At 58.8% G+C, this 24782-nt stretch carries 25 protein-coding genes and 1 tRNA gene; 6 read left to right on the forward strand and 20 right to left on the reverse strand.

The features are described 5' to 3' along the window. The 3 genes from B3Q33_RS08955 to xerD form a co-directional block, all read right to left on the reverse strand. Positions 1-952: aminotransferase class I/II-fold pyridoxal phosphate-dependent enzyme (locus B3Q33_RS08955; RefSeq protein ID WP_286827501.1), on the reverse strand; the 952-nt coding region annotated here is incomplete at its 3' end. Between the two features lie 121 nt (positions 953-1073). Beyond that, positions 1074-1820 carry a DsbC family protein gene (locus B3Q33_RS08960; protein WP_035247816.1) on the reverse strand — a complete coding sequence of 249 codons (747 nt, stop codon included), beginning with the start codon at positions 1818-1820 and terminating at the stop codon, positions 1074-1076. Positions 1821-1866: 46 nt separating this feature from the next. Next, complete coding sequence (xerD, locus tag B3Q33_RS08965; protein WP_035247818.1) at positions 1867-2775, reverse strand: site-specific tyrosine recombinase XerD; 909 nt, start codon at positions 2773-2775, stop codon at positions 1867-1869. Positions 2776-2959: 184 nt separating this feature from the next. On the opposite strand from xerD, the gene B3Q33_RS08970 reads away from it, so the two are divergent. Next, positions 2960-3211 (forward strand): GlsB/YeaQ/YmgE family stress response membrane protein, encoded by a 252-nt coding sequence (locus tag B3Q33_RS08970; protein ID WP_035247820.1) that lies wholly within the window; start codon positions 2960-2962, stop codon positions 3209-3211. Positions 3212-3515: 304 nt separating this feature from the next. Beyond that, complete coding sequence (locus B3Q33_RS08975) at positions 3516-4418, forward strand: GGDEF domain-containing protein (protein WP_272963182.1); 903 nt, start codon at positions 3516-3518, stop codon at positions 4416-4418. Positions 4419-4586: 168 nt separating this feature from the next. On the opposite strand, the gene rplS is transcribed toward B3Q33_RS08975, so the two are convergent. The 5 genes from rplS to ffh all read right to left on the reverse strand — a co-directional run bounded on the left by rplS (position 4587) and on the right by ffh (position 8380). Next, on the reverse strand, positions 4587-4943 hold the full coding sequence (gene rplS / locus B3Q33_RS08980) for a 50S ribosomal protein L19 (protein WP_272963181.1): 357 nt from the start codon (positions 4941-4943) through the stop codon (positions 4587-4589). 10 nt (positions 4944-4953) lie between these two features. Next, positions 4954-5736 carry a tRNA (guanosine(37)-N1)-methyltransferase TrmD gene (gene trmD, locus B3Q33_RS08985; RefSeq protein ID WP_272974599.1) on the reverse strand — a complete coding sequence of 261 codons (783 nt, stop codon included), beginning with the start codon at positions 5734-5736 and terminating at the stop codon, positions 4954-4956. After that, positions 5737-6276 carry a ribosome maturation factor RimM gene (gene rimM / locus B3Q33_RS08990; protein ID WP_272963180.1) on the reverse strand — a complete coding sequence of 180 codons (540 nt, stop codon included), beginning with the start codon at positions 6274-6276 and terminating at the stop codon, positions 5737-5739. Further along, positions 6276-6524, reverse strand: coding sequence for a 30S ribosomal protein S16 (gene rpsP, locus B3Q33_RS08995; RefSeq protein ID WP_035247836.1), 249 nt, complete (start codon positions 6522-6524; stop codon positions 6276-6278). Before rpsP ends, rimM begins: the two co-directional genes overlap by 1 nt. Positions 6525-6970: 446 nt before the next feature. Beyond that, complete coding sequence (gene ffh / locus B3Q33_RS09000; protein WP_272963179.1) at positions 6971-8380, reverse strand: signal recognition particle protein; 1410 nt, start codon at positions 8378-8380, stop codon at positions 6971-6973. 205 nt (positions 8381-8585) lie between these two features. Here ffh and B3Q33_RS09005 point away from each other — a divergent pair, with 205 nt between their 5' ends. Together B3Q33_RS09005 and B3Q33_RS09010 are read left to right on the forward strand one after the other, a co-directional pair. Then, positions 8586-9386, forward strand: a complete 801-nt coding sequence (locus B3Q33_RS09005) for a cytochrome C assembly family protein (protein WP_272963178.1) — start codon at positions 8586-8588, stop codon at positions 9384-9386. Between the two features lie 444 nt (positions 9387-9830). Next, positions 9831-11093 carry an HlyC/CorC family transporter gene (locus B3Q33_RS09010; RefSeq protein ID WP_272974598.1) on the forward strand — a complete coding sequence of 421 codons (1263 nt, stop codon included), beginning with the start codon at positions 9831-9833 and terminating at the stop codon, positions 11091-11093. A 158-nt stretch (positions 11094-11251) separates the two neighbouring features. Here B3Q33_RS09010 and rssA read toward each other — a convergent pair whose 3' ends face one another. Genes rssA through B3Q33_RS09030 form a run of 4 tightly spaced genes read right to left on the reverse strand, consistent with a single transcriptional unit; the run spans position 11252 to position 13508 of the window. Then, on the reverse strand, positions 11252-12178 hold the full coding sequence (gene rssA / locus B3Q33_RS09015) for a patatin-like phospholipase RssA (RefSeq protein WP_272962455.1): 927 nt from the start codon (positions 12176-12178) through the stop codon (positions 11252-11254). After that, entirely contained in the window at positions 12175-12381 is a 207-nt protein-coding gene (locus B3Q33_RS09020) for a DUF1289 domain-containing protein (RefSeq protein ID WP_035247849.1), read from the reverse strand. The genes rssA and B3Q33_RS09020 overlap by 4 nt, the downstream gene beginning before the upstream one ends. Continuing rightward, complete coding sequence (locus tag B3Q33_RS09025) at positions 12378-12914, reverse strand: gamma carbonic anhydrase family protein (protein WP_035247851.1); 537 nt, start codon at positions 12912-12914, stop codon at positions 12378-12380. Before B3Q33_RS09025 ends, B3Q33_RS09020 begins: the two co-directional genes overlap by 4 nt. An 18-nt stretch (positions 12915-12932) precedes the next feature. After that, a complete protein-coding gene (locus tag B3Q33_RS09030) occupies positions 12933-13508 on the reverse strand; it encodes a CoA pyrophosphatase (protein WP_035247978.1) in 576 nt (191 codons plus the stop codon). A gap of 171 nt (positions 13509-13679) precedes the next feature. Between B3Q33_RS09030 and B3Q33_RS09035 the strand changes: the two genes are divergently transcribed. Beyond that, on the forward strand, positions 13680-14243 hold the full coding sequence (locus B3Q33_RS09035; RefSeq protein WP_035247854.1) for an NUDIX hydrolase: 564 nt from the start codon (positions 13680-13682) through the stop codon (positions 14241-14243). A 194-nt stretch (positions 14244-14437) separates the two neighbouring features. On the opposite strand, the gene B3Q33_RS09040 is transcribed toward B3Q33_RS09035, so the two are convergent. The 4 genes from B3Q33_RS09040 to purL form a co-directional block, all read right to left on the reverse strand. Next, positions 14438-14770, reverse strand: coding sequence for an NGG1p interacting factor NIF3 (locus tag B3Q33_RS09040; RefSeq protein WP_272962454.1), 333 nt, complete (start codon positions 14768-14770; stop codon positions 14438-14440). 178 nt (positions 14771-14948) lie between these two features. Continuing rightward, positions 14949-15647 (reverse strand): PaaI family thioesterase, encoded by a 699-nt coding sequence (locus B3Q33_RS09045; protein WP_035247858.1) that lies wholly within the window; start codon positions 15645-15647, stop codon positions 14949-14951. 2 nt (positions 15648-15649) lie between these two features. Then, on the reverse strand, positions 15650-16315 hold the full coding sequence (locus B3Q33_RS09050; protein ID WP_035247860.1) for a PaaI family thioesterase: 666 nt from the start codon (positions 16313-16315) through the stop codon (positions 15650-15652). 187 nt (positions 16316-16502) lie between these two features. Further along, complete coding sequence (purL, locus tag B3Q33_RS09055) at positions 16503-20393, reverse strand: phosphoribosylformylglycinamidine synthase (RefSeq protein WP_272962453.1); 3891 nt, start codon at positions 20391-20393, stop codon at positions 16503-16505. Between the two features lie 363 nt (positions 20394-20756). On the opposite strand from purL, the gene mltF reads away from it, so the two are divergent. Further along, a complete protein-coding gene (gene mltF, locus B3Q33_RS09060; protein WP_273009016.1) occupies positions 20757-22160 on the forward strand; it encodes a membrane-bound lytic murein transglycosylase MltF in 1404 nt (467 codons plus the stop codon). 166 nt (positions 22161-22326) lie between these two features. On the opposite strand, the gene B3Q33_RS09065 is transcribed toward mltF, so the two are convergent. The 4 genes from B3Q33_RS09065 to B3Q33_RS09080 all read right to left on the reverse strand — a co-directional run bounded on the left by B3Q33_RS09065 (position 22327) and on the right by B3Q33_RS09080 (position 24623). Beyond that, positions 22327-23172: a DUF72 domain-containing protein gene (locus tag B3Q33_RS09065; protein WP_273009014.1), complete on the reverse strand. Its 846-nt coding sequence runs from the start codon at positions 23170-23172 to the stop codon at positions 22327-22329. Further along, complete coding sequence (locus tag B3Q33_RS09070) at positions 23169-23648, reverse strand: DUF6942 family protein (protein ID WP_035247868.1); 480 nt, start codon at positions 23646-23648, stop codon at positions 23169-23171. Before B3Q33_RS09070 ends, B3Q33_RS09065 begins: the two co-directional genes overlap by 4 nt. 114 nt (positions 23649-23762) lie before the next feature. Next, a tRNA-Val gene (locus B3Q33_RS09075) sits at positions 23763-23839 on the reverse strand. An 88-nt stretch (positions 23840-23927) separates the two neighbouring features. Then, positions 23928-24623 (reverse strand): GntR family transcriptional regulator, encoded by a 696-nt coding sequence (locus tag B3Q33_RS09080; RefSeq protein ID WP_035247869.1) that lies wholly within the window; start codon positions 24621-24623, stop codon positions 23928-23930. Positions 24624-24782 lie beyond the last annotated feature (159 nt).

The following is a 24782-nucleotide window of genomic DNA, read 5'->3' on the forward strand; positions in this document are numbered from 1 at the left end:
TTTCCACCTGCCAGCCGATCTCCGCCAGGCCATCCACCAGCACATCCCGGCGCTTGCGGTACATTTCACAGATCTCGGCCACGCAAGTCTGGTCACCTTCCAGGGCAGCGATGGCCGCCACCTGAATCGGTGTAAAGGTGCCGTAATCCATATAGGACTTGATTCGTGCCAGAGCATGGATCAAGTCCTTGTTGCCACAACAGAAGCCCACCCGCCAGCCGGGCATGTTATAGCTCTTGGACAGGGAGAAGAACTCCACCGCCACGTCTTTCGCCCCTTCCACCTCCAGGATCGAAGGCGCCTTGTAACCATCAAAGACAATATCCGCATAGGCCAGATCGTGAACCACCCAGATCTGGTGTTCACGGGCAATGGCGACCACCTTCTCGAAGAATTCCAGGTCAACGCATTGGCCGGTGGGATTGCCGGGGAAATTGAGCACCAGCATTTTCGGCTTGGGCCAGGATTCCTTGATCGCCCGCTCCAGCTCCACGAAGAAATCCACCCCTTTCACCATGGGCACATGGCGGATATCGGCGTTGGAAATCACGAAACCATAGGGGTGGATCGGGTAACTGGGGTTGGGCACCAGTACCGTATCTCCGGGCCCCATGGTGGCCAGCGCCAGGTGTGCCAACCCTTCCTTGGACCCGATGGTGACAATGGCCTCGTCGTCCGGATCCAGGTACACGTTATAGCGACGCTGATACCAGTCGGTAATCGCCTTGCGCAGGCGCGGGATGCCACGTGACTGGGAATAGCGGTGGGTATCTCCCCGCTGCACCGTCTCGGTGAGCTTGTCGATGATGTGCTTTGGCGTGGGCTGATCCGGATTACCCATGCCGAAATCGATGATGTCCTCACCCCGCGCCCGCGCTGCCTTCTTCAAATCGCCAACGATATTGAAGACATAGGGCGGCAGACGACGAATTCGCTGGAAATCTGTTTCCACGACAACACCTTGGGTGAGGGAAAAATGAAGGCGGACACATTAACGGCGCATCCCTGCGCCGTCAATGTATTCACGCTGTATTCCCGGCCCGAAAGCGCCGGATTACGCGGGGTTCAGCCTGTCACTCGAGCCGCTCAAGCAGCTGCTCCGGAGTCACATAGCCGCCCAGTTGCTCGCCCTCAGTGGAATAAATAGCCGGGGTACCCCGTACGCCGAAGGTATTGCCCAGCTGGTACTGTTCATCCACCGGTTTGGCGCACTCGGTTAGCTCGACCTGGGTCACCTCGTCCTTAATCTTGGCATCGGTGAGCGCCTGGGCACGATCTTGCGCACACCAGATGTGGCGCATGGCCGCTGCGGCCTCGGTGGTCGGGCCGCCGCGAGGGAAAGCCAGATAATGGACGGTGACGCCCGCAGCGTTGTATTCGTCGATGTGGCGATGCAGCTTGCGACAGAAACCACAGCTAATATCGGTGAACACATACACTTCGGCTTTTTCGTCTTCCGCCGCGTAGGTGATCATGTCCGCCGGATCCAGCGTCTTGATGCCCTCTTTGCGGACTTTCTCAAAGCGCTTTTCCGCAGGGTTGACCACTTCCCCGTCCTTAATCTCCAGCAGCTTGCCGATCAGGAGGTGGCGGCCATCCTCGGTCATGTAGACACTTTCGCGGCCGTTAACATTCAGTTCGACCATTCCGGGTATCGGCGCAGCGCTTACCTCGGTCACTTCCATTCCATCGAAAGCTTTCTCGAAAGCCGCCTTGGCCTTGTCACCGTTAACGGTGTCATTGCTCTTCGGCGCAGAATTCGAATCCGCCCCGCAAGCGGCCATCAGCCCCGTCAGTACCACCAAAAACCATTTATTCATTCTGTCGTTACTCCTCATTTACCCTCTTGGAACCGGATTGTCTGCATCAGGTTCCCGATCGGGGGTGATGTTTCTGGTACAGATCCTGTAACCGCTGCTGGGCCACATGGGTATAAATCTGGGTGGTAGACAAATCACTATGCCCAAGCAACAACTGCACCACCCGCAGGTCTGCCCCGTGATTCAGCAAGTGGGTGGCAAACGCATGACGCAGTGTATGGGGTGAGAGTTTTTTTTCCACCCCGGCGACCATAGCCATCTGCTTGATACGATGCCAGAAGGTCTGCCGTGTCATGCAGGTACCGCGTCTGCTGGGAAACAGCAGCTCCTGATTGTCACCCAACAGCAACGGCCGCGCCTCACGCAGATAACGCGCCAGCCAGTGGAGTGACTCCTCACCCAGAGGCACCAGCCGCTCCTTGTCGCCCTTGCCGATCACGCGCACCAGCCCCTGGCGAGGGTTGATCTGGCTCTGGGTCAGGGTGACCAGCTCGGTAACCCGTAACCCGGTGGCATAGATCAGCTCGAGCATGGCCCTGTCACGCAACCCCAAGGGGGTGGACACATCCGGCGCCGCTAACAGCGCCTCCACATCCGCCTCAGTAAGGGTTTTCGGTAGAGGACGACCGGTTTTGGGTCGCTCAATCAACAGCGCCGGGTCTTCTTCAATCCGCCCTTCCCGCTTCAACCAGCGATAGAAACTCTTTATCGCTGACAATTGCCGGGCCACCGAGCGAGCCCCCACGCCCTGCTGATGGCGATTTGCCAGGAATTCCAGCAGCTGGTAACGCTCACATTGCAGCAAGGTGCCTTGCTGACCCTGCAACCACACCGCCAATTGGCGTATGTCGCGCCGGTAACTCTCCAGGCTGTGCTCGCTGAGCCCCTTTTCCAGCCACTGCTGATCAAGCCAGCTGTCAATCAGGCGCCCATGGTCATCGGTTAGCTCGTTCATTTCTGAATAAGGCCCTAAACAGCAATAAAAAACAATGGGTTAAAAACCAATGTCACGCGGTGGAACGACCGTCTTTTACCAAAAATTACGTCCCAAAGCGGGCACAGTTAACGACAGGGCCGCCCTTTTGCGGCAACAATGGGGCCGCCTAACAACTTACAAACGGCTACCAAGGAGAGGAACTATGGGCATTCTATCGTGGATTGTGTTTGGTCTGATCGCCGGCATCATTGCCAAATGGATCATGCCAGGCAAGGATCCGGGCGGCTTCATCATCACCATCCTGCTCGGTATTGCTGGCGCCTTTGTTGGCGGCTGGCTGGGCTCACTGGTGGGCCTGGGGTCTATGGGCAGTTTCAGCCTGGGCAGCTTTGTCACCGCCATCGCCGGCGCTCTGGTACTGCTGGCGCTTTACCGAATGCTTAACAAAGCCTGAATCCGTGCGGCTTCGCCCTCGGCGAAGCCGCACCTTAACCACGACAGCCATGATAAAACCATTAGAAGAACTCTATCGGCTCATCGGTCAGCAAATTAATGGCAGCCCTCGGGAAAAAGGCATTTTCATATCCTTGATCGGGCAACCAATCTACTGGATTATCTTTCTGGGATGCGCATCAGGACTGGTTATTTCCCATTTTGTGAAAGGGGTCTACAACCCTTTGCTGTGGGCTGGGTTGGCCTGGGGCCTGATCGCCAGCCTTTTGTGGTTCGCTATTGCCCGGTTCGGCAGCCGGCAGCCAATGTCCGAGGCTCAGGAAAACCGTTTCGCCAACTTCACCATTCTGTTTTTCGGGGTAACCGGCATTGTCTCACTGTTACTGGTCGGCCCTTTTAACCTGGTCACAGGTATCGTTCTCACCGGCTGCGTACTGATCGGCCTGCTTCTTTTCCCGGCAACCCAGATAACCCTGGTCTTTATACTTTCCATGGCCGCCATTCTGGCCTATGCCATCGTGGTCAGTCTGGATACCACCCTATATCGCCCGTTATTGGCTCCGGTAGATTACCGGCCCGCACAGGTCTGGTATGACATTATTACGATCATCGCGGCGGGCCTGATCATCACCAAAGACTCTTTTACCGTTGCCGCCCTGACGTCGACCTGGCGACATCGGGAAGCCTCCACCTTTGACCGCTCCATTCGCGACCCGCTCACCGGTGTCGCCAATCGCGGACATCTACTGCAGACCCTCACCCAACAGCTGACTATGCCAACACGCAGCCGCAAGGCCATCGCCGTGGTACTGATGGATGTCGATTTTTTCAAACAGATCAATGACCGTTATGGGCACGCCATCGGGGACCAGGCACTCATCCATGTAGCGTCTACTCTGCAGCAGAATCTGCGCGATAATGATCTGCTGGGCCGTTACGGCGGGGAAGAGTTCCTGATGCTGCTGCCCGGAGCCACTCTGGCGCAGGCCCACAACGTCGCTGAGCGCTGTGCCGAAGCGCTACGCGGAAGCGCCATGTCCATTCCGGGCTCACCAGCCATCAAACTCACCGCCAGCTTTGGTGTCAGCAGCACGTCCGCGTTAGCTACTGTCGACGCCCATACCCTGATAGAGGAGGCAGACCGGGCCATGTATACCGCCAAACATCAAGGACGAGACAGGGTGGTGATCTATTCACGACCGGAGTGACGTCAAGCGATAATCAACAGACTGCCAGTACAACACACAAAAAAGCCGCACCCTTTCGGGAGCGACTTTTTTGTGTGGAGCATTCTGTCTGGCCAGAGGTCGATTTCGCATGCCCTACAGCAAAGGCTAAACCGACGTTCGCTCGCGACAGAAGATAAGCGCGGGGTCTTACCGGATTTTTTCTTTGATCCGGGCAGACTTGCCAGAGCGGTCGCGCAGGTAGTACAGCTTGGCGCGGCTCACGTCACCACGACGATTCACTTCGATGGAATCGATCAGCGGGCTATGCAGCTGGAATACACGCTCAACGCCCACACCGTGGGAGATCTTGCGAACGGTAAATGCAGAGTTCAGGCCACGGTTGCGACGTGCAATCACAACGCCCTGGAACGCCTGCAGACGCTCACGGGTGCCTTCCTTTACTTTCACTTGCACGGTAACGGTGTCACCGGCGCCGAATTCCGGAACTTCGGATTTCAGCTGGGCGTTTTCGATGCCCTGGATAATCAGGTTCTTGCCACTCATGGCAGTGCTCCTAGTCTCTCGTTTTTGCTGTATGCGGCGACTGCTCGGCGATGTACTCATCCAGCAGTTGCTGCTCTTCGTTGCTCAAACCCCGCGCCCGGCGACGTTCCAGCAGGTCGGGACGCTGTTGCCAGGTCCGTCCCAGCGCCTGTTTCAGGCGCCAGCGGCGAATCAACTCGTGATTGCCGCTCAGCAGTACCGTCGGTACTGCCTGCCCGTTGTACACCTCCGGGCGGGTGTAGTGGGGGCAATCAAGCAGATGTTCGAATTCACCGGAAAACGAATCCTGCTCGGCGGAATCCTGGTGTCCCAGCACTCCGGGTAACAATCGGCTGACCGCATCGGTCAGCACCAGCGCCGGCAGTTCACCGCCGCTGAGCACGTAGTCGCCGATGGAGATCTGTTCATCCACTTCGGCTTCGAGCAACCGCTCGTCTACGCCTTCATAGCGCCCCGCCAATAATATCAGGCCGGGCTTTTCCGCCAGCTCCTCGGCTTTCGCCTGAGTCAGCGGCTGCCCCTGAGGGGACAGGTAGATCACTGTGGCTGCCGGATTGGCAGCGCGGGCAGCCTGCAGGGCTTTCGCCAGAGGCTCCACCTTCATCACCATCCCGGGGCCGCCACCAAAGGGGCGATCATCCACGGTGCGGTGACGATCTTCGGTGAAATCCCGGGGATTCACGGTTTCCAACTGCAGTTGGCCGTTTTCCACCGCACGCCGGGTCACACCGAAGTCCGTAATCGCTTTTGCCATTTCCGGGAACAGAGTTACTAACGTCACCGAAAAAGGCATTTAAAACTCCGGATCCCAGTCCACCGTCATCCGCCCTTCGGCCAGATTCACCTCGGTGATGACATCGTCCGGTAGCCAGGGAATCAGGCGCTCGCGCCGATCCAGGCTATTGCTGTCGCCGCGTACCGCCAGCACATCGTTGGCACCGGTTTCCAGCATTCGCACCACCTTGCCCAGGTCCATGCCATCCACGTGATGAACGCGCAGACCGACCAGATCGCGCCAGTAGTACTCGCCCGCCCCGGACGTGGGCAGCAGATCACCGGGAATCCCGATTTCCTGCCCCACCAGGCTTGCCGCCGCTTCTCGATCGGTAATGCCGTCGATCTGTGCGATAAGCCCCTTGCCCTGGGGGCGAAAGCCGGTCAGTTTCACCGGCTTCCAGTGGCCACCCTGTTTCAGGTGCCAGGGCTGGTAGTGCTGGAGGTTGTCCATGGGGTCAGTATAGGAATACACCTTTACCCATCCCTGGACGCCGTGCACCCCGAGGATGCGCCCGACCACCTCCAGCTCAGAGGACACTTGCCCTCCCCTCGCCATCAGGCTTCCTTACGGGCCTGCTTAGCCAGGGTTTTGACACGGTCAGACAGCTGCGCGCCCTTGGCAACCCAGGCATCCAGGCTTTCCAGGTTCAGCTTGAGAGGGATTTCACCGCCGCGGGCGATGGGGTTGTAGAAACCCAGTTGCTCGATGAAACGGCCGTCACGGGCATTACGGCTATCGGCAACAACAATGCTGTAGAACGGGCGTTTCTTGGAACCGCCACGGGCAAGACGAATAATTACCATGGTTCATTTACCTTTTATCAATCCGGTTTCCCGGCTTATCTCGTGATAAGCCATCGTATCCGCTTGAAAGCCAGCCCTGATGACACAGGGAAGGCCGCGAAGGGCGCGAATTATACAGAGAGACGCGACAGGCAACAAGCACCACGTAACACGCCATAAATTGCAACGAAGCGCCTGTAGGAGCGGCGCTCTCTGTGCCCCGCGGGTATGAGCCGCGAATCTGAGCGCAGCGAGGAAATTGCCCGCAGGGCAATCAAGGATTGCCGGACTGACAGGTCTCTCGGTGGCCCAAGGAAGCTCGCCCAGGCTCGCATTCGCGGCTCATACCCGCGGGGCACAGAGAGCGCCGCTCCTACAACCCCACCCCAAACGCAACGCGGGCAAAGAGGCGGCTTAACCACCCACTCTGCCCGCGTTGCAGCTTGTGCCTTGAAGCTTGCCGCTTTTTACATCGGTGGCATGCCGCCCGGGCCGCCCATGCCACCCATTCCGCCACCGGGACCGCCATTGCCGCCCATCATCCCTTCCATGCCTCGCATCATGTTCTTCATGCCACCCTTGGTGCGCATCTTCTTCATCATCTTGGCCATCATCTTCTGTTGCTTCATCAGACGATTCAGGGCCGGGATATCCAGACCGGCACCGGCAGCGATGCGTTTCTTGCGCGAGCCCTTGATGAGGTCCGGATTACGACGCTCTTTCGGGGTCATGGAGTCGATCAGCGCTTCCATGTGCTTCATCTGCTTCATGGACGCCGGGTCCTGGGCTGCCTGCATCATGCCACCCATACCAGGCAGCTTGTCGAGCAGGCCCGCCATGCCACCCATATTGCGCATCTGCTGGAACTGGTCCTTGAGATCCTCGAAGTCCATCGCCTTGCCTTTCTTGAACTTCTTGGCAATTTTCTCGGCTTTGGTCTTGTCCAGCTTGCGCTCGGCTTCTTCCACCAGGGACAGCACGTCGCCCATGCCGAGGATCCGGCTGGCGATACGATCCGGGTGGAAGGGCTCCAGGGCATCGGTCTTCTCGCCCATACCGATGAACTTGATCGGCTTGCCGGTGAGGTGGCGAACCGACAGGGCGGCACCACCACGGGAATCACCGTCTGCCTTGGTGAGGATGACACCAGTGAGCGGCAGCGCCTCATTAAAGGCCTGGGCGGTATTGGCGGCATCCTGACCGGTCATGGCATCCACCACGAACAGGGTTTCCACCGGGTTTATTGCCCCATGCAGGCGCTTGATCTCGCCCATCATGTCTTCATCAATGTGTAGACGACCGGCGGTATCGACGATCAGCACATCCATGTAGCGGCGGCGCGCTTCTTCCAGGGCGCCGTTGGCAATATCCACCGGGTCCTGGTCACCGGTGGAGGGGAAGAAGTTGGCCTCCACCTCGCCGGCCAGGGTTTTCAGCTGCTCAATCGCCGCCGGGCGATAGACGTCGGCGGACACCACCATGACCTTTTTCTTCTCGCGCTCCTGCAGGAAACGGGCGAGCTTGGCCACAGAGGTGGTTTTACCGGCACCCTGCAAACCTGCCATCAAAATGATGGCCGGGGGCTTGGTAGCCAGATTAAGGCCGTCGTTGGCGTCGCCCATGGTATGGACCAGCTCGTCGTTGACGATCTTCACGAACGCCTGGCCGGGGTTCAGGCTCTTCAGGACTTCCTGGCCCAGGGCCTTTTCTTTCACCTGTTCGACAAACTCTTTCACTACCGGCAGGGCCACATCGGCCTCCAGCAGTGCCTTGCGCACTTCGCGCAGGGTGTCGCGGATATTGTCTTCGGTCAGGGCACCCTGACCTGCCAGGCTTTTAAGCGACGATCCCAACCGGTCGGTGAGATTCTCGAACATGGGGTTACCTCCAAATACACCGTGTCTGCGGTCAGCTTCAGCCACCGCAGGGACAGGGGCGCGATTATAGCCTTCCTTGGCGGCAAACGTCATGGGCAGACACCCACAGAAAATGAGAATGATTGTTGATAGTGCAGATATGCCTATGCCAGACTTCAGCAGCCCGCCACTTTATTCGGGTAATGACGACGGATAACAACGACCTATGAACCTTTCCGTGATCAGTGGTTTTGCCGCCTTTGCCCTGTATCTGGTTGCTTGCCTGATCCTTTACCGGCAGTACCGCGGACAACAGCGCCCGTCGCGGGCCTCCGTGCTGATACCCGGGAGTCTGGCTGTGCTGGCCCATGGCCTCTGCCTGTGGCAGATCATTCTGACTTCCCATGGGCTGCAACTGGGCGTGTTCCCGGTGGCGTCCACGGTGGCCTTTACCGGCGCTATCGTGGTGTTGCTTTCCAGCCTCTACCGTCCTTTCGAATGGATTTCTGCGCTGGTCTATCCCTTTGCGGCACTGACCATCCCCGCCATGCTCTGGGTCAATACCGGCTATATTGCCCATCCACTGGCCCATGGCCTGGGCATGCATGTGTTGTTCTCTATTCTTGCCTACGCGGTGCTGGCCATCGCCGCATGCCAGGCCGTGTTGCTGTGGGTACAGGACCGCCAGCTGAAAAGCGGCCATATTCGAGGCGTGATGCGGGTTTTTCCACCCATTCAGGTAATGGAATCCATGCTGTTCGAAGCGATCTGGCTGGGTCAGATACTGCTCACCGTGGCGATCCTCAGCGGCTTCCTCTATGTGGACAACCTGTTCGCGCAAAACCTGGCGCACAAAAGCGTCCTTACGCTGGTGTCCTGGGTGGTGTTCTCGGTATTGCTGACCGGCCGCTATCTGCGTGGCTGGCGAGGACGCACCGCCATTCGCTTTACCCTCAGTGGTTTTGCCGTGTTACTGGTGGCGTTCTTCGGCAGTCAGTTGGTGCTGGAATTTATTCTCCAGCGGTGAGGCAGTAACAAGCTGCAACACGGGCTGGGCGGCGCGAATCGGATAGCGCTCCGTCCGCGTTTTTTGTAGGAGGCTGCTTGCAGGCGAACCAGCAAAGGCCCGTAGGAGCGTCGCTCGCGGCGCGATTCGGTCGTTTATTGTGGCAACGCATTGCTGGGAAACCTGTCGAGCTCTGATATTCCTGATCGTCCTGCGGGCGATTTCCGCGCAAGCGCGGTTCGCACCTCAAGAGGTGTTATTCGCTGCGCTCACCCTTCGGGCCGCACGGAACTACATGCGTTACTCCGCTACGCTCCGTTCCTACAGCGGCTTCGTAGAAATGGCGGGCGAGGTTGGTGATATTCCCCACTCTTTCCTGCCCCAACAAGCGCAGCTCGTTGCTTGACACTGCCAACCCCCAGCCCGAACAATAGCGGGCCGACTGGCGGATAAACGACTTTTCCTTTGGATACCTATTCTGACGGGTGGCTGATAGGCGCCCTGATTGCCCTGATTCTTGGCTCTGCCTTCTTTTCCAGCAGTGAAACCGGCATGGTGGCGATCAACCGCTATCGTCTGCGCCACTTGGCCCGTCAGGGCCACAAGGCCGCCTCCCGGGTGGAGGGTCTGCTCAAGCGGACTGACCGACTGCTGTCCGTCATCCTGATCGGCAACAATTTCGTCAACAACTTCGCCGCCACCGTGGCCGCCATTCTGGCGATCCGCTGGCTCGGCGACAGCGGTGCCGCCGTGGCGCCGGTGGTAATCACCATCATCATGCTGGTGTTTGCCGAAATCACCCCGAAGACTTATGCGGCCATGAAACCGGAACGGGTCGCCTTCCCTGCCAGTGTGCTGCTGAAACCCTTGCAGGTCCTGCTCGCACCCCTGGTGTGGATGGTCAACGGTGTCAGCATGATGTTGTTGCGGCTGGGTGGAATTCGTCCCAATGATCAGGACGACGATCACCTGAGTCCGGAAGAGCTGCGCACAGTCGTCAACGAGGCCGGCGGCCTGATCCCGGAAAACCACCAGAAGATGCTGCTCAACATCCTCGATCTGGAAACGGTGACCGTGGAAGACATCATGGTGCCCCGTAACGAAATGGTGGGCATTGATCTCGAGGATGACATGCATGAAATCCTCACCACTCTGCGTTCCAGCCAGCACACTCGCCTGCCAGTATTCAACGGCGACCCGAACAACATGATCGGCCTGCTGCACCTGCGCAAACTGAGCCGTTTGCTGCTCAAGGAAGACATCAACAAGGCGGAGCTGATGCAGCACACGGTGGAGCCCTACTTTGTCCCAGAGGGCACCTCCTTGCACCAGCAACTGATCAACTTCCAGAATGCCAAACGCCGCATCGGCATCGTGGTGGACGAATACGGCGATGTGCTGGGACTGGTGACACTGGAGGACATTCTCGAAGAGATCGTCGGTGAATTCACCACCGACCTGGCCGCCAGCAGTCAGGACATTCATCCCCAGGAAGACGACAGCTATGTCATCGACGGTTCCGCCACCCTGCGCGAAATCAACCGCAGCCTGGACTGGGAACTGCCTACCGACGGCCCCAAAACCCTCAACGGCCTGATCCTGGAATACCTGCAAGACATCCCCGACGCCAATATCTCGATAAAGATCGATCAATACCAGATCGAGATCCTGCAGGTGAAAGACAATATGGTGAAAGCGGTGAAAGCCAGAAGGGCAGGGGTTAATTGATAATTGAGAATGGATAATTGATTACTGCGCGAGAAGCGCAGGTGCAATATAAACGCAAGAGGCCGCGCTCAAGGTTTGGGCGCGGCCTCTTGCGTTAGAGAACAGATGGAATGAGAACGCGAGTTATCAATTATCCATTCTCAATTATCAATTACCTCTCAAACCCTATCCGCCAACGGCGACCCCACCCAGGCGCGAATGTCGGCTTCATAGCGTTGGACCAGCGCGCGCCCCTCTTCGATGGCTTCCTTCGCGCGGTGAAAATCCATCAGGGCGAAATCTTCCAGCATGGGCACCAGAGTCACCTCCGGCGGGTCGCCTGCCATGCGGGAACGCGTGATGCGGTCCTGCATGATGTTGATGCTGGATGCCACCACATCGAAAAAGCCCGGATCGTCACCATCTTCGGAAATGAAGTAACCCATCATCTTGTGCCAGATACTGCGCTCTTCGTCGCTGCCCTCTTCTCCCTGGGCCTGACTGCGAGTGTCACGGGACAGGTGGGCGCCGACCAGTTGGGCGTTGAGGTTAACGGCGATGACCACATCGGCCCCCATGGCGCGGGCTGCAGACACCGGCACCGGGTTGACCAGCCCCCCGTCCAGCATCCAGCGACCCTGCATCTTCACCGGCGAAAACAGGCCCGGCAATGCACAGGAGGCGCGAGCAGCATCCAGCATGGTGCCTTTGGTAATCCAGACTTCACGGCCACTTTTCATATCTGTGGCCACGGTAACCAGTTTCTTTTCCAGGGTTTCAATATCCGGATTTTCATGATGTTCGCGGAAGAAATTGAACAACTTCTCCCCCTTCACCATGCCCCCGGACAGGCTGATATCCAGCAAGCCGAACACATCCTTGACCGTCAGCGACTGCACCCAGTCGGCAAACTCGTTGAGGGTGTCTGTCACGTAGGCCCCGCCCACCAAGGCACCGATGGAGGTACCCGCAACCACCTGCGGCTGCACACCGATTTCTTCCAGCCCCTGAATGATGCCAATGTGCGCCCAGCCGCGGGCAGAGCCACTGCCAAGGGCCAGACCGACCACGGGTTTGTGAGGGGCCTGATCACCGATATCGGTCATGATGGATTTTTCTCCTTGCGGACCACACAGGGCGCCGGTTCGCCCTTCATGCGTTGTTCAATACGACGGAACACTTCCCGCTTTTCCTCATCGGAAAGCAGTCCCCAGATGGAAATCTCTCCGCCACTGCGGAAACACCCCACGCAGATATCATTTTCATCCAGGGCGCAGATGGAAACGCAGGGGGAAATCAACTGGCTCATGACTGAAACCGTTCGTCCACTTCCAGATGCTCAGCGAATTCCTTGGCGTGGGCCACATAGTGCATGCTGCTCATGGTCAGCATGGCCTTGTGGCCATCGGTGATTTCCTTGACCACCTTGGCCGGGGAGCCCATCACCAGGGAATTGTCGGGAATCTTCATACCTTCCGGCACCAGGGAGTTGGCACCGATGATGCAATTCTTGCCCACCACCGCCTTGTTCAGAACCACCGCGTTAATACCGATCAGGCTGTTATCCCCAATAGTGCAACCGTGCAGCATGACCTTGTGGCCCACGGTCACATCACGGCCAATTTTCATGGGCACGCCCGGGTCCACATGCAGGACGGAGCCGTCCTGAATATTGGTGTTTTCGCCAATCTCGATCACATCATTGTCGGCGCGCAGTACCGCGTTGAACCAGATGCTGGTGTTGGCTTCCATGATCACCGAGCCGATCACGGTGGCGTTGTCAGCGATCCAGTGGCCGGCACCCCGTTGTTCCAGTTGCCGACTGCCAATTTTATAAATCATCAGTGCTTTCCTTCGTTGTCAGTCCGTCACTTCAAACTCGATGTTCGCATCATAAACATGGTTGATCAGATCCAGAATCATGAAGGCAGTCAGCCCCCAGATGCGCTTGTCTTCGTAGTAATAACTGGGAATGCGGAAACGCCGGCCAAAAAAATCGATGGGGCTGGATAATTCCGGGACTTCATCCAGGAAAAACTGTAGCGGCACCTGGAAAATCGTCTCGATTTCACCGGGCTCCGCCACCAGCGGCGCCTCGGGCCGGACGATACCCACGAAGGGCGTTACCTTCATGCCATAGCGGGATGCCAGCGGCGATAGCTGGCCGAGCACGTCCACGTAGCCAGGATCCAGGCCCACCTCTTCCTGGCTCTCGCGCAGGGCGGTCATCAACAAGCTTTTGTCCCCCGGGTCCCGCTTGCCCCCGGGAAACGCCACCTCACCGGCATGGGTAGGCATGGTGCTGGAGCGCACGGTCAGGATCAGGCGCGGCTCCGGATCATCAATCAGCGGCATCAGCACCGCCGCCTCTGGCAGCGCCAGCGGCAGCTCCGTGCGTTTGTAGTCCGGCAATCGCTGCCTGAGCTGATCGAGCACAGCCTTCTCCTGTAGTGCATTCAACAGTGCATTCAATTCAAACGGTAGTTTGAACAGCCGGGCCGTCGGCGGCAAGCCTGTGATGACAGTAACATCATCGCCGGGCAGATGGGGCCGCCGTAGATTCTCCTGTATCATCAGGTTTTTGCCGTGTCCGGAGCGAGAGGTTTCATGAAATTCTGCAGTCACTGCGGTAGCGACCAGATCGGTTTCAGCATTCCGGAAGGAGACAACCGGCCCCGCTACTGGTGCCCCGATTGCCAGACCATCCACTACCAGAACCCCAAGATCGTGGTCGGTGCGGTTCCCATGTGGGAAGGCAAGGTACTGCTGTGCAAACGCTCCATCGAACCGCGCAAGGGTTACTGGACCTTGCCCGCCGGCTATATGGAAAACGGTGAAACCCTGCAGGAAGGCGCCGCCCGGGAAACCTGGGAAGAAGCCTGTGCCACGGTGGACATTACCGATCTGTACACGGTATTCAACCTACCCCATATCAACCAGGTTTATGTGTTCTTTCTCGGCAGGGTTGAGGACGGCAAGTACGGCGTGGGCGAGGAAAGCAGCGATGCGGGCCTGTTCGGCCTGGATGAAATCCCCTGGGATGAACTGGCCTTTCCGGTGGTGGGTCGCACCCTCAAGTTCTATATTGATGATCTCAAGCGTGACGAGTACCCGGTACGCATTCAGGAAGTGCCGCCAATCGGCAAGAAGCACCTGACTAAAGATGCATAATGCTTCTGTAGGAGCCATGCTCGCATGGCGAACCGAGCCTCAGCGAGGAGAAAGGTGATACAGCTTGCCGCTGTCCGCACTGAAGAGGCTAGAGCGTCCGAGCATTCCTGATCCCCACCGGGGGTTTCCTCGCTACGCTCGGTTCGCCATGCGAGCATAGCTCCTACGGGTACCTTCGAGGCTCCCTCGCCAGGTCACCCCGGCAACGGCTCCAGCCGCCACAGGTCGATAGCGGGCTCTTCGTAGGGATGCGCCAGGCGCAGGGAGCTGACCACGGTCTGCACCCGTGATGCCGAGCAGATTGTCTCCACCCGATACTCTTCCACCACTTCCACGTCACCGCCGGTCTCACCGATATAGGGATTACTGCCTTCCAGGGGGCGGAACTGTCCTTGCCCCAAGGTCTGGAAGCAGCAGCAATCATAATCGCCGATATGCCCGGCACCGGCTTCAAAGATAGCGTTCTTTACCTGCTCCACATGGCTGGTGGGCACGTAAAAGCACAGTTTGTAATACAGCTCGTCCATGGGGCTGGCCTCCTTGTTATTGTCGCTCGCGGTTCAGTAAAGCGGTTTTTTACCACAGAGGGCACAGAGTTCACTGAGAAAAGGCTTGCCTCTGTCATTAGCGATTTTTTTGTAGGAGGCTGCTTGCAGGCGAACCGGGTTGGCAGATCAAGGCCGATGTTCGCTTGCGAGCAAGCTCCTACAGGTGGTCTGCCAACTCGGCAAACTCCGGCTTCAGAGCGTAATCGCCGTGGGCAGAAATCCAGATGCCTTCGGCGGCGACGGTCTGTTGGCCATTGACCCAGACGCTACCTTCGCAACGCAGCTTACGCCGCTCCAGAGTGACCAGCCGGGCCTCGAACTCCACCGGCGTATTGATGGGTGTACCGGCCAGATAGCGAATATTGAGGGTACCGGTCATGCCGATCTGGCGCACGAAATCCTGCGTTTTCGCCATCAGCATATCCAACGCCAAAGACAGTACACCACCGTGTACCCGCCCCGGCGGCCCCTGAAAGGCCAGGCCGAAGGTGGCGCGGCCACGGACCCGATCCCCGTCCAGCCACAACTCCAGCGGGGGTGACATGGCGGAGGCCTTGCCGGTGAGGATTTCGAAATCCACCAGATCGGTCACATCATCGGCGGAGCCTTCCCCCGCCAGCAGCCGCTGAAGAATGCCGTTATAGTCCCGCTGGCCATACTGGGCCAGATCAGCACGCAGCTGACGGATGTGTTCGATGTACTCGTGCAGTTTGTCGTCCGGGGCATCCAGGCGCAGCACCTGCTCGGTCAGCCCGACCAGTTCCTGGCCCAGCTCCCGGTGCAGCTGAGCGCGAGGTGAAGGCGTCGGGGTTTCCCCCACAAGAATGTCACGGAAGTGATAGCGCTGGTCACTCACGGTTACCCCAGACTCTTCGGTGTCAGCCAGATGCCTTCCGCACTGACCGTCTGAGTATCGCCGTGCCAGATGCCGCCTTCCACAAAGATCTTGCGCCCTTCCTGGCCGGTAATACGGGCCCGGCAGTGGATGGTGTCTTCGATGGGAGTGGCTGCCAGATAACGAATATTCAGGGTACCGGTGACGCCCAACCGGAAGGCCGCATGCAAGGCCCGGGACAGGGCCGCGTCCAGCAGCCAGGCGATCACGCCGCCGTGCACCCGCCCCGGTGGTCCCTGGTATTGCAGCCCCAGGCGCAGCGCCCCTTCAATGCCGTTCTGGTCTTCCTGCAGCCACTCCACCTGGGGGGCAATGGGATTGGAGGGCCCGCCCACCGGGTCGTAATCCATCATGTGAAAGATATCCTCGGCAGTGGCCGAGCCGGTGAACAACTTGCGATTGGCCGCCCGGGTATCACGACGGTCCGGCTCCCCCACCGTTGCCACCAGCGCTTCCAGCTGATCGGCCCAGCCACTCAGAGTATCAATATCCCCCTCGGCCCGGATCAACCGCTCCGCCAGGGTCTGCATGGCCGCACTGATACGCCGACGCTCAACAAAATCCGCAGGCACAGGTTCGTTGTTGTAGGCCTTTTGCAACTCGAAAGGGCCGAAGGTTTTATTAGACACAGAACACCAATTGATAATTGAGAATGGATAATTGATAACGACAACATTCAAACAATCGTTTGATTCTGAGGGGAGACACCTTGTAGCTCAAGCTCATAAAAGGACATAAAAAAGGCGGAAATGGCCAAGCCATTTCCGCCTTTGTCTTTTCCGCTAAAAATTATCCATTCTCAATTATCAATTGCCTTTACCCCACCCACTTCCGCGCATTGGCAAACATCCGCAGCCAGGGGCCGTTTTCGTGGCCGCGCCAGTCGTCCGGGATCCAGCTGTTCTGCAGTACCCGGAACACCCGCTCCGGATGCGGCATCATGATGGTGACGCGGCCGTCGGTGGTGGTGAAACCGGTAACGCCCTGGGGCGAGCCGTTGGGGTTCGCCGGATACTGTTCCGCCGGATTGCCCTGACCATTTACATAGCGCAGGGCCACCAGACGCTGCTCGATGTTGCGATTCAGGGCTTCATCCCCCAGTTCCACACGGCCTTCACCGTGGGCCACGGCGATAGGGATACGGGTACCGGCCATGTCCTTGAGCAGGATGGAGGGGGAATCCTGGATTTCCACCAGGGAAGTCCGCGCCTCAAACTGCTCGGACAGATTGCGCACGAAGCGCGGCCAGTGCTCGGCACCGGGAATCAGGTCCTTCAGGTGGGACAGCATCTGACAGCCGTTACACACGCCCAACGCAAAAGTGTCTTCGCGGAAGAAGAAGCGATTGAAGGCTTCGCGCAGCTCCGGGTTGTAGAGCACCGTCTTGGCCCAGCCTCCGCCAGCACCCAGCACATCCCCGTAGGAGAAACCGCCACAGGCCACCAGGCCCTTGAAGTCATCCAGTTGCACTCGCCCTGCCAACAGATCGCTCATGTGAACGTCGATGGCAGAGAAACCTACCCGGTCGAACGCCGCCGCCATTTCGGTCTGGCCGTTAACGCCCTGCTCGCGCAGGATCGCCATCTTCGGCTTGGCTCCACTATTGATATAGGGCGCCGCCGGGTTCTCGGTCATGTCGAAGGTCAAGCGCACATTCAGGCCCGGATTGTTGTTGTCCGGGATGGCCTCGAATTCCTGGCGGGCACAATCCGGGTTATCGCGCAGGGACTGGATCTGGTAGCTGGTTTCCGCCCAGATACGCTGTAGTTCACGGCGCGGGGTTTCCAGCAGAATACCGCCACCCAGACGCAGGCGAATCACATCGTCACCGTCAGGCTGGCCCAGGCTGTAAACACACTGGCTGAGGCCAGCTTTAGCGTAGCGGGCCAGGATTTCCTCCTTGTGGGCTGGGCTGATCTGCAGCACCGCACCCAGTTCCTCGGCAAACAGCGCCGCCACCGCTTCCGGATTGTCACCGGCAATATGATCCAGGCTGATATCCAGGCCGGTGCGACCGGCAAAGGCCATTTCCACCAGGGTGGTAAACAGGCCACCGTCGGAGCGATCGTGATAGGCCAGCAGCTTGCGCTCGGCCAGCAGTTGCTGGGTCACCTCGAAGAAGGCGATCAGGTCCTTGGCGTCGTCCAGGTCCGGCGGCACATCGCCGACCTTGCCGAATACCTGAGCCAGGGAGGAGCCCGCCATACGATTCCGACCACGACCCAGGTCCACCAGCAGCAGTTCGCTGTCAACGCCGGTTTTCAGTTCCGGGGTAACGGTCAGGTCGATATCGGTGACCGTGGAAAACGCGGAGATAACCAGAGACAGCGGGGCAGTGACGCTCTTGTCGATACCCTTTTCATTCCACACGGTGCGCATGGACAGGGAATCCTTGCCCACCGGGATGGCGATACCCAGTTGCGGACACAGTTCCATGCCCACGGTTTTCACGGTATCGAACAGGGCCTGATCTTCGCCCGGGTGGCCGGCGGCGGCCATCCAGTTGGCGGACAGACGAATCTGACCCAGATCACCGATATGCGCGCTGGCAATATTGGTGATGGATTCGGCCACGGCCATACGGCCGGATGCTGCCGCGTCCACCAGGGCCACCGGGGTACGCTCGCCCATGGCCATGGCTTCGCCGGTGCTTACATTGTCCTGATTGGGATTAAAGCCGGTGGCGGTCACCGCACAATCGGCCACCGGAACCTGCCAGGGACCAACCATCTGGTCACGATGAACCAGACCGGTGATGGAACGATCGCCAATGGTGATCAGGAAACTTTTTGATGCCACCGTGGGCAGACGCAGCACCCGCTCGCCGGCTTCTTTCAGATCAATGCCGTCAGTGGTGAACATCTGCCGCTGGAAATCTTCCCGGTCGAAACTACGCTGCATTTTCGGCGGCTTGCCGAACAGCAGATCCATGGGCAGATCCACCGGCGCCTTGCCGAAGTGCTCGTCACTGACCGTCAGATGTTCTTCACTGGTGGCTTCGCCCAGCACCGCATAGGGAGTGCGCTCGCGCTGGCAGATGGCATCGAAGCGATCCACGTCTTCCGGCATCACCGCCAGCACATAGCGCTCCTGAGCTTCGTTACACCAGATCTCCACCGGGCTCATGCCGGGCTCGGAGCTGGGAATCTCACGCAGTTCCAGCCTGGCACCCATGTCGTGGTCGTGGACCAGTTCCGGCAAGGCATTGGACAAGCCCCCCGCGCCCACATCGTGGATGGACACAATGGGATTGTTATCACCCTGGGCCCAGCAGCGGTCGATGACCTCCTGCACCCGGCGTTCGATTTCCGGGTTGTCCCGTTGCACGGAGGCAAAATCCAGGGTCTCGTCGGACTCGCCGGAGGCCATGGAGCTTGCCGCCCCACCGCCCAGACCAATAAGCATGGCCGGACCGCCCAGCACGATGATCTTGGCACCGGCAGGAATCGGATTCTTTTCCACATGGCCATCACGGATATTGCCCAGGCCACCGGCAATCATGATCGGCTTGTGATAACCACGCAGTTCATCGCCATTCACACCCGGCGCCTGGATTTCCAGGGTCCGGAAGTAACCACACAGGTTAGGACGACCAAATTCGTTATTGAACGCCGCCGCGCCAATGGGGCCTTCGATCATGATATCCAGTGCCGACGCAATACGACCGGGCTTGCCGTAGGGCTTTTCCCAGGGTTGTTCGAAACCGGGGATATTCAGGTTGGACACGGAGAAACCGTTCAGGCCGGCCTTGGGCTTGGAACCACGGCCGGTGGCGCCCTCATCACGGATCTCGCCGCCAGAGCCGGTGGCCGCACCCGGATGGGGAGCAATAGCGGTGGGATGGTTGTGGGTTTCCACCTTCATTAGCAGGTGCACCGGTTCGTTGACGAACTGGTACTCTTCACTACCGGCGACGGGGAAGAACCGGTCAGCCACTGGTCCGGCTACCACCGAGGAGTTGTCCTTGTAGGCACTAAGCACGCCCTCGGGGGCATTGTTGTAGGTGTTGCGGATCATGCCGAACAGGCTGAGTTCCTGATCTTCACCATCAATGGTCCAGTCCGCGTTGAAAATCTTGTGGCGACAATGCTCGGAGTTCGCCTGGGCGAACATCATCAGCTCCGCATCGGATGGGTTACGACCCAGGGCGGTGAAACGCTCTACCAGATAGTCGATTTCATCATCAGCAAGGGCCAGGCCCAGTTCGCTGTTGGCCGTTTCCAGCGCGTCGCGGCCACCACCGATCACATCCACCGTAGTCAGCTCGCGGGGGGCGTGATGAGAGAACAGGGCCTCGGCGTCTTCCAGCTCTGCCAGCACCACTTCCACCATGCGATCGTGCAGGGCTGACGCCAGGGCGGATCGCTCCCCTGCACCGGCGAGCCGGTATTCGATGCCCCGCTCCACCCGCTCTACCTGAGTCAGGCCGGCGTTGTGGCAGATATCCGTGGCCTTGGACGACCAGGGCGAAATGGTGCCCGGGCGCGGCACCACCACAAAGCGCTGCCCATCCACGTCGTCCTCTTCCAGGCTGGGGCCGTATTGCAACAGCCCTTCCAGCACCTGTTGCTGCTCATTGCTGAGGGGCGACTTGAGCGCCACAAAATGCACGTAACGGGCAGAGATCGCAGAAATGCCCGTCAGGGACTCCAGCAGTTTTTCCTTACGAAATGCGGACAGGGCCGGGCTTCCGGAGAGGATCAGCATAGTGCGCCTTATATGATTACTAGTGGGGGTCGAGAGTAAGGGTCGCAATGATACGGGATTTGCCCGCCGCTCGCAGCCTCCTGCGACGGCCAATTTCATCCTTGTCAGCCCTGTCCTACGACGTGGGTTAATCACCTACGCCACGCGCCTTATAAGCAATTTAATGCTCTCTTCCGGACTTGTCGCATTTGTGCATAAAACGCTCAATTGTTCGACAAAGCTTTACATAACAGCCATTTGCCACTGATAGAGTTGCGCCACTTTTACGTGATATAGATCACAGGCAGGGGATGAAACAATCCCTAACCGGTCGGCGGTAGCAGTATCGACCTGTCTGGACAACCTGACAGAGGTACACCAAGGATGACGGTTTTCTTTCGACACAGTAAGCATCTACTCGCCTCGCTGGCCCTGTTCAGCGTACTGGGCATGATGCTCGCCATGCGCCCCACTCCCACCGCCATGGAACGGGTAATGACCCGCGGTGAGCTGGTGGTCATGACCCGTCCATCCAATACCACCTACTATCAGGACCAGCACGGTTACACCGGCATGGAATACGAGCTGGCCAAGGGCTTTGCCGACAGCCTGGGCGTCGAGCTGCGCATGCTGGAATCCGACGATCCTTCCTATATCCGTTATGCCATTCGTAAAGGCACTGCCGATATGGCAGCGGCCGGCCTGGTGGCCACCGCAGAACGCAGCGAGAGCCTGCACTTCACCACCGACTATCAGAAAGTGGATTCCCTGGTGGTTCGCCGTCTGGACACCCCGCGCATCCGTGGTATGGAAGAACTGATTGGCAAGCGGGTAGCTGTGGCCGCCGGCTCCAGCCACGCGGAACTGCTGGTAAAGGCACAGCTGGAAAATCCAGGCCTGGAATTCCAGGAAGTGGAAGAAGCCAGCCCGGAACAGCTGCTGGCTCTGGTGGAAGACGGCCAGGTGGATTACACCCTGATCCATTCCAACAACTATTCCCTGCAGCGTGCCCTGTGGCCCGAGCTGATCGCCGATTACACCGCCGCCACTGACATGCCGCTGGCTTGGGCGTTCAACCCCAAGGATGACCAGAGCCTGTACCTGGCTGCCCAGCGCTACCTGACTCAGGCCAAGGCCAATGGCACTACCGCCAAGCTGGAAGACCGTTTCTACGGCCATGTGGAACAGTTCAACCTGTATGCGGCACGCAGCTTCATGCGTCACCTGGAAGATCGTCTGCCCCGCTATGAGGAACTGTTCCGCAAGGCGGAAGGCAACAGCGGCTTTGACTGGCGCCTGCTGGCTGCCCTGGCCTACCAGGAATCCTTGTGGGATCCGGGTGCCATCTCCCCCACCGGGGTGAAGGGTCTGATGATGCTCACCAACGACACCGCTCGCCAGATGGGTATCAGTGATCGCACCGACCCGGCCCAGAGCATCCTGGCTGGCGCCGACTACCTGCGCCACACCCACGATCGCATCCCGGCGCGGATCCCCGAGCCGAGCCGCACCTGGATGGCGCTGGCCGCCTACAACGTGGGCTTCGGTCACCTGGAAGACGCCCGCGTGCTGACCCAGAGCCAGGGTGGCAACCCGGACAACTGGCAGGATGTGAAACAACGTCTGCCCATGCTGGCCAACCCGGCCTACGCCGGCCAACTGCGATACGGCAATGCCCGCGGCGGCCAGGCAGTGATCTACGTCCGCCACATCCGCCGCTACTACGACCTGCTGGTGTGGGCGGAAAACAGCCGTCGTCGTGACGACACCCTGGTCGCGTTGAATTAAGCGCTTTTCCGTCCGTCATCGTTCGCGCCTCAAGCGGCGCTCCTACAGGTGCTTCGTTGAAACTGTAGGAGCGTGCTTGCACGCCAATGGTTCGCTGCAAGCAACCTCCTACTCCATCCTCCGGAGTCAAACACCGGATTTCCCACAGCGCACAGCACAACGACGTTTAGAACAAACCAGGCTGGGCCTGCATCGTATCGATGGGCAGATCAGGCAGCCCCTCCAATCGAACCTGCAATAACTCATGCCACAGCAATGCCAGTGACAAGGCATCGCCATTGTCAGGCATGTGAATAAACAGGTAAGGACGCTCCCCCGCCGTTATCCAGTTCGCTACCCGCTCCACCCAGGGCGCCAGAAACGGCCGGTTGGCCTGCAGGTCCGGATGCCCCACATAACGCACCAACGGCGCCGCCTCCACCGGCAGCACATGCACCGGCAGCCGGGGCTTCTTGCGTTGGGCTTCACGGGTGGCCGCATCGTCGGCGCTGGCGGCAAACAACGCCCGGCTGTCAAAGCAGACCCGCGCTATATGGCGCTCACGCAGGCCGCGATTGAGGGCCACTTCAGCTTCCCCCTTGGCGAAGAAATCCGGGTGACGCACTTCTACCGTGCAGCCAAACGGTGCCGGTAGCGCCTCCACAAAACGCCACAAGTCCCCCAGCCGTTCCGGTCCGAAGGCAGCAGGAAGCTGCAGCAACATGGGCCCGAGCACATCCGCCAGTGGCGCCAGCAGATCCAGAAACCCTCTCGTCTCCCCACCCACACCCTTCAACAGGCCATCGTGAGTGATCTGTCGGGGAAACTTGAACAGGAACCGGAAATTCTCCGGCACCTGGGCCCGCCATTGTTCACATTGCCTGTATGACGGCATGGCGTAGAAGGTGGTATTACCCTCGACACTATTGAACACCCGGCTATAACGACTCAGAGGACTGCCGCCGGCAGGCAGACGGCCATTCCAGTCCGGGTGCTGCCATTGCGGGCATCCGAGAAAATATGGCTGCCTCATGAACGAGCCCCGCTATAGAAACCCTGCTCCTCAAGGGAAAGACGCAACTGCGCCACCAACGCATTACTGAGCTGGCGATAATCCGGATAAGGGGTCAACAACAAGCGACGCTCTGCGTCTACGAAAACACCGGGAGCACGATCCAGCGGCCGGGCCCTGTGCGGTAACCCGGCAAACCGCAGTAGATTCTCCTTGCCGCCGATCCAGTGCCAGCATTCACCGTTCGCCAGTGCCGGCGCAAAGCAGAGTGCGCTTTTCTGGAACAGGGACGTATCCCGGTAATGCCGCCATTCCTGCGCCACCGGACAAGCCACCTTGGCAAGCAAGTTCACGATCTTGCGCCAGTGATTGGAGTTCGCCGCCACCAATTCGGCAGCGTCAGGATATTGCTGTAACTGTTCAAGGCCGTTCGGCCGGTGAGGCAGATACAGAATCAGTGTTGGGCGGGCAGCCCCAAGATAGTCGGCGTCAGGCATCCCAACGTTCTCGTCGGCTCCAGGGTGTCGGTATTCTACAGGGCGGCGTGAAAAAGGGGCTAAACGAAAAAAGGGTTTGCCACATCGCTGCGACAAACCCTTTTTCCTGAATCTTGGTAGAACCGGGCGGATTCGAACCGCCGACCTCCGCCATGTCAAGGCGGCGCTCTAACCAACTGAGCTACGGTTCTATGGCAACCTCCAGGGCAATGTTCTGTGCCATGTACCTGAAGAGGGTGGCAATTCTATGCAGCTTGGCCGCGCAGGGCAAGGGTCAATTTATTTGCGGCGGCGAGATCCCCAGGCGGTTTCGATCTGGCGGGCGCGGGTGATGGATTCCTCCACCAGCTCCGACTGGTGCTCGGCGAACTCCCGGATGATTTCCAGCGCCGAGCGAACATCCCGGCGGAAGATGGTTTCCACCAGGGCCTTGAAGAACGACAGGCATTCCTTCACTTCGTCGGCTTCCAGGTGCAGGGCCATGAAATAGGCCCGCTGCATGGCCGGCTGCATGTTGATAAGGATGTCTTCCACGAACACATTGCGGGCAAACGGGTAGGCATGCTCAAGGAACTGGAAACTGAGCACAAAGAAAGCATCCAGATCCCGTTCTTCCGCCGCCACCTGCAGACCATGAACCAGCTCGATAAAAGCATCCAGATCCTCTTCTCGCACCACCTTGATGGCCTTGCGGATCACCAACCCCAGCAACACCTGCATCACCTCATAGAGGCTGCGCACATGGGCTTCGGACATTTCCTTCACCACCGCCCCGCGGCGCGGCAGGATATCGATCAGTTGGCGACGCTGCAGGATCAGAAGGGCCTCGCGGACGGAGCCACGGCTCACATCCAGCTCGCCGGCCACACGCAGCTCCTGGATACGATCACCGGCCAGCATGTCACCATGGATAATCTGCTTGGCCAAGTGCTGGGCAATCTGCTCGGAAAGGCTTTCTTTGGCTTTGAAGCTCACGGGTACTCCTTAGAGGGATCTCTTGCAGCGTTCAACAGCATGCTCTGTTTCCGCACCGCAATCGCCGCCGGTACAGCTACAGCCCCATTGCTTGTTGAACAATCCCAAAATTCTTGTCTGACTATAGAACAAGGGTGCCCGAGCTCCAATAGCGGGAAA

Origin of the sequence: Alcanivorax sp. UBA3183, assembly GCF_002364155.1 — a bacterium.
GTDB lineage: Bacteria > Pseudomonadota > Gammaproteobacteria > Pseudomonadales > Alcanivoracaceae > Alcanivorax > Alcanivorax jadensis.